4 protein-coding genes and 1 pseudogene are annotated in these 4,917 nt (G+C 66.5%); 2 read left to right on the plus strand and 3 right to left on the minus strand.

Annotated features, from left to right (window positions below; translation table 11 throughout):
* The 3 genes from ABGA94_RS18990 to ABGA94_RS19000 form a co-directional block, all read right to left on the minus strand.
* On the minus strand, positions 1 to 806 hold an 806-nt coding region (locus ABGA94_RS18990; RefSeq protein ID WP_375367925.1), incomplete at its 3' end, for a pseudouridine synthase.
* Between the two features lie 20 nt (positions 807 to 826).
* Complete coding sequence (locus ABGA94_RS18995) at positions 827 to 1,333, minus strand: hypothetical protein (protein ID WP_095377052.1); 507 nt, start codon at positions 1,331 to 1,333, stop codon at positions 827 to 829.
* 218 nt (positions 1,334 to 1,551) lie between these two features.
* Positions 1,552 to 2,643, minus strand: coding sequence for an OmpA family protein (locus tag ABGA94_RS19000; protein WP_049416163.1), 1,092 nt, complete (start codon positions 2,641 to 2,643; stop codon positions 1,552 to 1,554).
* A 357-nt stretch (positions 2,644 to 3,000) separates the two neighbouring features.
* Here ABGA94_RS19000 and ABGA94_RS19005 point away from each other — a divergent pair, with 357 nt between their 5' ends.
* Together ABGA94_RS19005 and ABGA94_RS19010 are read left to right on the plus strand one after the other, a co-directional pair.
* The gene (locus ABGA94_RS19005) at positions 3,001 to 4,020 is read left to right on the plus strand and encodes a zinc-binding alcohol dehydrogenase family protein (RefSeq protein WP_375367926.1); all 1,020 of its coding nucleotides are present in this window, start codon (positions 3,001 to 3,003) and stop codon (positions 4,018 to 4,020) included.
* Between the two features lie 193 nt (positions 4,021 to 4,213).
* Positions 4,214 to 4,834: pseudogene (locus tag ABGA94_RS19010) on the plus strand (YitT family protein); the annotation flags it as partial.
* Positions 4,835 to 4,917: the final 83 nt, after the last annotated feature.

Below are 4,917 nucleotides of genomic sequence, written 5' to 3' on the forward strand. Positions count from 1 at the left end.
CAGCCCGGTGCAGCGGCCCCCAGCCGCTGCTGGTCGCTGACCTGCAGAACCCGCCACTGGCCCTTGCCGAGATCGCCGAGCACCAGCCCACCGATCGCGACCCGGACCAGGCGCAGCACCTGCAGGTCGAAGGCCGCCAACAGGCGGCGGATATGGCGGTTGCGGCCCTCGTCGAGGACCACCTCCAGCCATGCGGTCTTGTCGCCACTGCGCAGTACGCGCACGGCACGGGCGGCGAGGAGCTCGCCCGCGTCTTCGACACCGGCGCGCAGCGCGGCCAGGGTGTCCTCATCGGGCAGACGATCCACCTGCACGTGATAGGTCTTCTGCGGGCCGGTCTCCGGATCGGTCAGGTGCGCCGCCCACTGCGGATCATTGCTGAACAACAGCAAGCCTTCGCTGGCCTTGTCCAGGCGCCCGACCGGCGCGATCCACGGCAGGCCGGCACCATCGAAGCAGCGATACACGGTGTCGCGACCACGCTCGTCCTGCGCCGTGGTGACCACCCCGCGCGGCTTGTTGAGCATCAGGTACAGGCGCTGCGGCGCCCCCATCGGCTGGCCGTCGATCTCGATCGGCGGGGGCGGACTGGCAATCGGGAACTCGGGATCACGAACGATGCGGCCGGACACGCGTACGCGGCCCTCGGCAATCCAGCGCGCGGCCTCGCTGCGCGAGCACACACCCGCCTTGGACAGCACGCGCGCCAGGCCATGGCGCACGCCACTGGAGACATCCGGAGTCGCACGCCCACGCGGTGCGCGGGAGCGGGAGGCGGGGGCGGCAGGTGGGCGGCGCGTGCGCAAGCCTCTGCTCCCCGCGGCGCTTACTTCTTGTCGACCGGCTTGGTCTCAGCCGGTGCTTCGGCCGGGGCCGGAGTGGAGGCCGGAGCCGGACGCGCCTTGACCACGCGAACGCCGCGCGCCTTCATCCAGGCGTCGAACTCTTCGGCGGTCATGCGCTTGCCGTTCTGGCTCATGTCGAAGCGCCAGGGCGTGTTGTCGAATTCGGTCTGCGGCTTGTAGGCCGCCGGATCGTTCGGCTTCACCGCCGGTGCGCTCGGAATGGCCTTGGCGATGTTCTGGCAGCCGTCGATGCGCAGGCGCTGCAGCACCTGGTCCAGCGACTGCGACGGATCGTAGTTGCTGCTCAGCACACCGGCCGGCATGCCGAGCTGGTTGCCACGGATGTACAGCTCGTCGGCCACTGGCGCGATGGTCGTGGCCGGCAACGGCAGCGGCGAGGCGCTGGTGTTGACCGAGCAATCGACCGCAGCGTGGGCGGCGGGAACCAGGGCCAGCGCCAGGACGGCGGCCGATGCAGAGCGCAGCATGAGGGGCATCCACGGAAGGAAGTGACGCGGCGAGTTTAGCAATGCCGCGTCAGCTTTCAAGCGCCACTTTCAATGAATACGACAACTTATTGGTTTTACGGACAAAAGACCGACGAACGGTTGCCTTGCCCCGTCACAGGCGAGCGTCCTGCCCGCAGAAACAACAAGACCCGGCCGAAGCCGGGTCCTGCTGTGTCCTACGGGCAGAGCGTCAGAACTTAGTTCTGGACGTTCAGCTCGGTACGACGGTTCTTGGCGCGACCTTCCGGGTTGTCCGAACCATCCGGGTTGGTGTTCGGAGCAATCGGACGGCTCTCGCCGTAGCCGATCGGGCCGACCAGGCGACCGGCGTCAACGCCGTTCTTGGTCAGGTAGTTGTACACGGCGGTAGCACGACGCTCCGACAGCTTCTGGTTGTAAGCGTCGGTACCCTTCGAGTCGGTGTGACCGGCAACTTCAACGCGCAGATCCGGGTAACGCTTCAGGATCTCGGTGGCTTCGCTCAGGATCGCCACGGCGTCCGGACGCAGGTTCGACTTGTCGAAGTCGAAGTTGACGCCCTTCAGGTCGATGGAGACCGGAACCGGGCAACCGTCCGGACCGATGGTCTGACCCGGCTGCGAGTTCGGGCACTTGTCGTCGCAGTTGTTGACGCCGTCACCGTCGTCGTCCAGGTCGGCGCAGCTCGGGGCAACCGGAGCCGGAGCCGGAGCAGCCGCGACCGGAGCCGGGCCCAGCGGGATCACGACGCCGACCGAAGCCAGCACGTCGCCGAACCAGCTTTCGTCACGTGCGGCGATGCTCTGGTCGTCGAAGTCAGCGCGGTAGGCCACTTCGGCGCGGACAGCAACACGCTTCTCGAAGGTGGTCTGCAGGCCGACGCCCAGCTTGGCAGCAACATTGCCGTCCTTACGCTGGCGCGGGCCGTTGTTGTCGAGCGCAGCGTACTCTTCTTCCGACTTCTGGTAGCCCAGGCCACCGACGATGTACGGGTTCCAGCCGCGGCCTTCCTTGATGAAGTGGCGACGCAGGTCCAGCGAGACGCCGTACTGCGACCAGTTCAGGTCCTGGTTGCTGTCGAAGTTCGGGTTCTGGTAGTTCAGCTCACCGTCCAGCGACCAGTTCGGGCTGATGAACTTACCCAGGCCCAGGGTCACGAACGGAGCGTCATTGGTCAGACGGTCGCTGTCCTGGAAGTTGAAGCCGGCCGAACCGGTCAGGTACCAGCGGTCATCGAACTCCTGCGCAGAAGCTGCCTGGGCGAAAGCCAGGCCGCCCAGCAGCGCGGCAGTAAGGATCTTCTTGTTCATTGAGTACAGCTCCTATTTCGGGGGTATGAAACCGGTAGAGGCATGGGCCAGCACTAGTGCGTCGATGTTCGACAGCCGATTCAGCACGCCACCGCCGCGAACATTATGCTCAGGCGGGTGAAGGCCATGTTAACAGTCCCGTAACATGTGAAGTGTTGCGCCCGACCGTCCACCGGTCCGACGTTGAAACCCTATACAGGATGATGAAAATCCGCAAGACCCACACGCTGCAAGGGTTTGACGGGGTTTAGGCGCGGGAAGCGACATATTGCGCAACGTGCTGCATCACACGGTTCAGCGCGTCTGAGGAAACGTGAGGAACCTTATGATGGGATCACGAACCCAGCCGGAGCCGTGATGAAAGCCGTCGCCCTGAGTCGTGAATACGCGCCCGCCCTGCGTGATGTTCTGCTGCCACCGCCGCTGCCTCCTCGCGGCCGCGATCTGCTGGTGCGGATCGAAGCGGTTTCGGTCAACCCCGTCGATGGCAAGCAGCGGGCCGCCACCGATTCAGCCACCCTTGAGGTTCCCCGGGTGCTCGGCTGGGACGCAGCCGGCGTGGTCGAAGCCATCGGTGACGAGGCCAGCCTGTTCGCCTCCGGTGACGAGGTCTACTTCGCCGGTGACGTGACCCGACCGGGCTGCAACGCCCAGTACCAGTGGGTTGATGAGCGCCTGGTCGCGCGCAAGCCGACCACGCTCGATTTCGCTGAAGCGGCCGCGCTGCCGCTGACCACTCTCACAGCCTGGGAACTGCTGTTCCAGCGCATGCCGCTGCAGCTCGATGGCCGCCGTCACGTGGGCCAGCACCTGCTGGTGATCGGCGGCGCCGGCGGCGTCGGCTCGATGGCGATCCAGCTGGCGCGCCATGCCGGTTTCGAGGTGATCGCCACCGCCTCACGCGAGGCCTCGATCGACTGGTGCCGACAGATGGGGGCCGCGCATGTGATCGACCATCGGCAGCCACTGCAGCCCCAGTTGCAGGCGCTGGGCATCGATGCGGTGCAGGTCGCGCTCAATCTGGCCGACACCGACCACTACTGGGATGAACTGGGCCAGCTGCTGGCACCGCAGGGCCACGTCGGCCTGATCGTCGAGCCGCGGGGTGCACTGCGCATCGGCGATCCCTACAAGGCCAAATGCATCGGCATCCACTGGGAATTCATGTTCGCGCGTTCGCGCTTCGCCACCGCCGACTGCATCGAACAGCACCGCATCCTCAGCCGTGCGGCCAGCATGATCGATGCCGGCCAGCTGCGTGGCACGCTCAAGGAAACGCTGGGCACGATCAATGCGGCCAACCTGGACATCGCGCATCAGCGCCTGGCCAGCGGGCGCACGGTAGGCAAGCTGGCGCTGGTCGGCTGGGACGACTGACGCGGTGATGTAGAGCCGAGCCCACGCTCGGCTGCTGTGCCTGCCGCCACCCGCAGAGCACGGGCTCCGCCCTGCACAACCGCCCGCATGCAGGATCGACGCTACCTGTAGCGGCGGATTGGTCAGCATCTGTATCTATGGATGATGCAGAAACAGCGATACGGTGGAAACAGATCCTCGCCCCCGGACCGCCATGCCCACCACCCTGCCCTTGCGCCTGCTGCAATTGATCACCGGCCTGTTCCTGTACGGCTTCGGCGCCTCGCTGATGATCCGTGCCGCCATCGGCGTGGCACCCTGGGATGTGCTGTCGCAGGGCATCGCCGCGCAGACGCCGCTGTCATTCGGCCTGGCAACCAATGCCATCGGTGCATTGGTGCTGCTGCTGTGGTGGCCGCTGCGGCAGAAGCCGGGCGTCGGCACCGTGCTCAACGTGATGCTGATCGGCCCCTCCGCACAGTTCGGGCTGTGGCTGCTGCCGCCGGCCGTCGGCCTTGGCTGGCAGGTGGCGATGTTCTGTGCCGGCATGATGCTGGTGGCGCTGGCCACCGGCCTGTACATCGGTGCCCGCCTTGGCCCGGGGCCACGCGATGGCCTGATGACCGGTCTGCATGCCCGTACCGGCTGGCCGATCTGGAAGGTGCGCAGCCTGATCGAAGGCAGCGTACTGCTGCTGGGCTGGTGCCTGGGCGGCAATGTCGGCCTCGGCACCCTCGCCTTCGCCCTGCTGATCGGGCCGCTGTGCGGAGTGACGCTGGGCTGGTTCGGGATCGGTCGGCCTGCTCCGGTAGTGCCGGCCGCTGGCCGGCAACCGGATCACTCAGGCCGCGCGCGCCAACGCGTCCTTCGCTGTCGCCGTGGCCGACAGGTCGAACACATCCACCGCATCGATCAACC

Source organism: Stenotrophomonas sp. 3diitr2024 (assembly GCF_042136455.1).
GTDB lineage: Bacteria > Pseudomonadota > Gammaproteobacteria > Xanthomonadales > Xanthomonadaceae > Stenotrophomonas > Stenotrophomonas sepilia.

Excerpts from the sequence above, each read along its gene's own strand:
- ABGA94_RS18995 (WP_095377052.1), bottom strand. The coding sequence starts at position 1,333 with ATGCTGCGCTCTGCATCGGCCGCCGTCCTGGCGCTGGCCCTGGTTCCC.
- ABGA94_RS19005 (WP_375367926.1), top strand. The coding sequence starts at position 3,001 with ATGAAAGCCGTCGCCCTGAGTCGTGAATACGCGCCCGCCCTGCGTGAT.
- ABGA94_RS19000 (WP_049416163.1), bottom strand. The coding sequence starts at position 2,643 with ATGAACAAGAAGATCCTTACTGCCGCGCTGCTGGGCGGCCTGGCTTTC.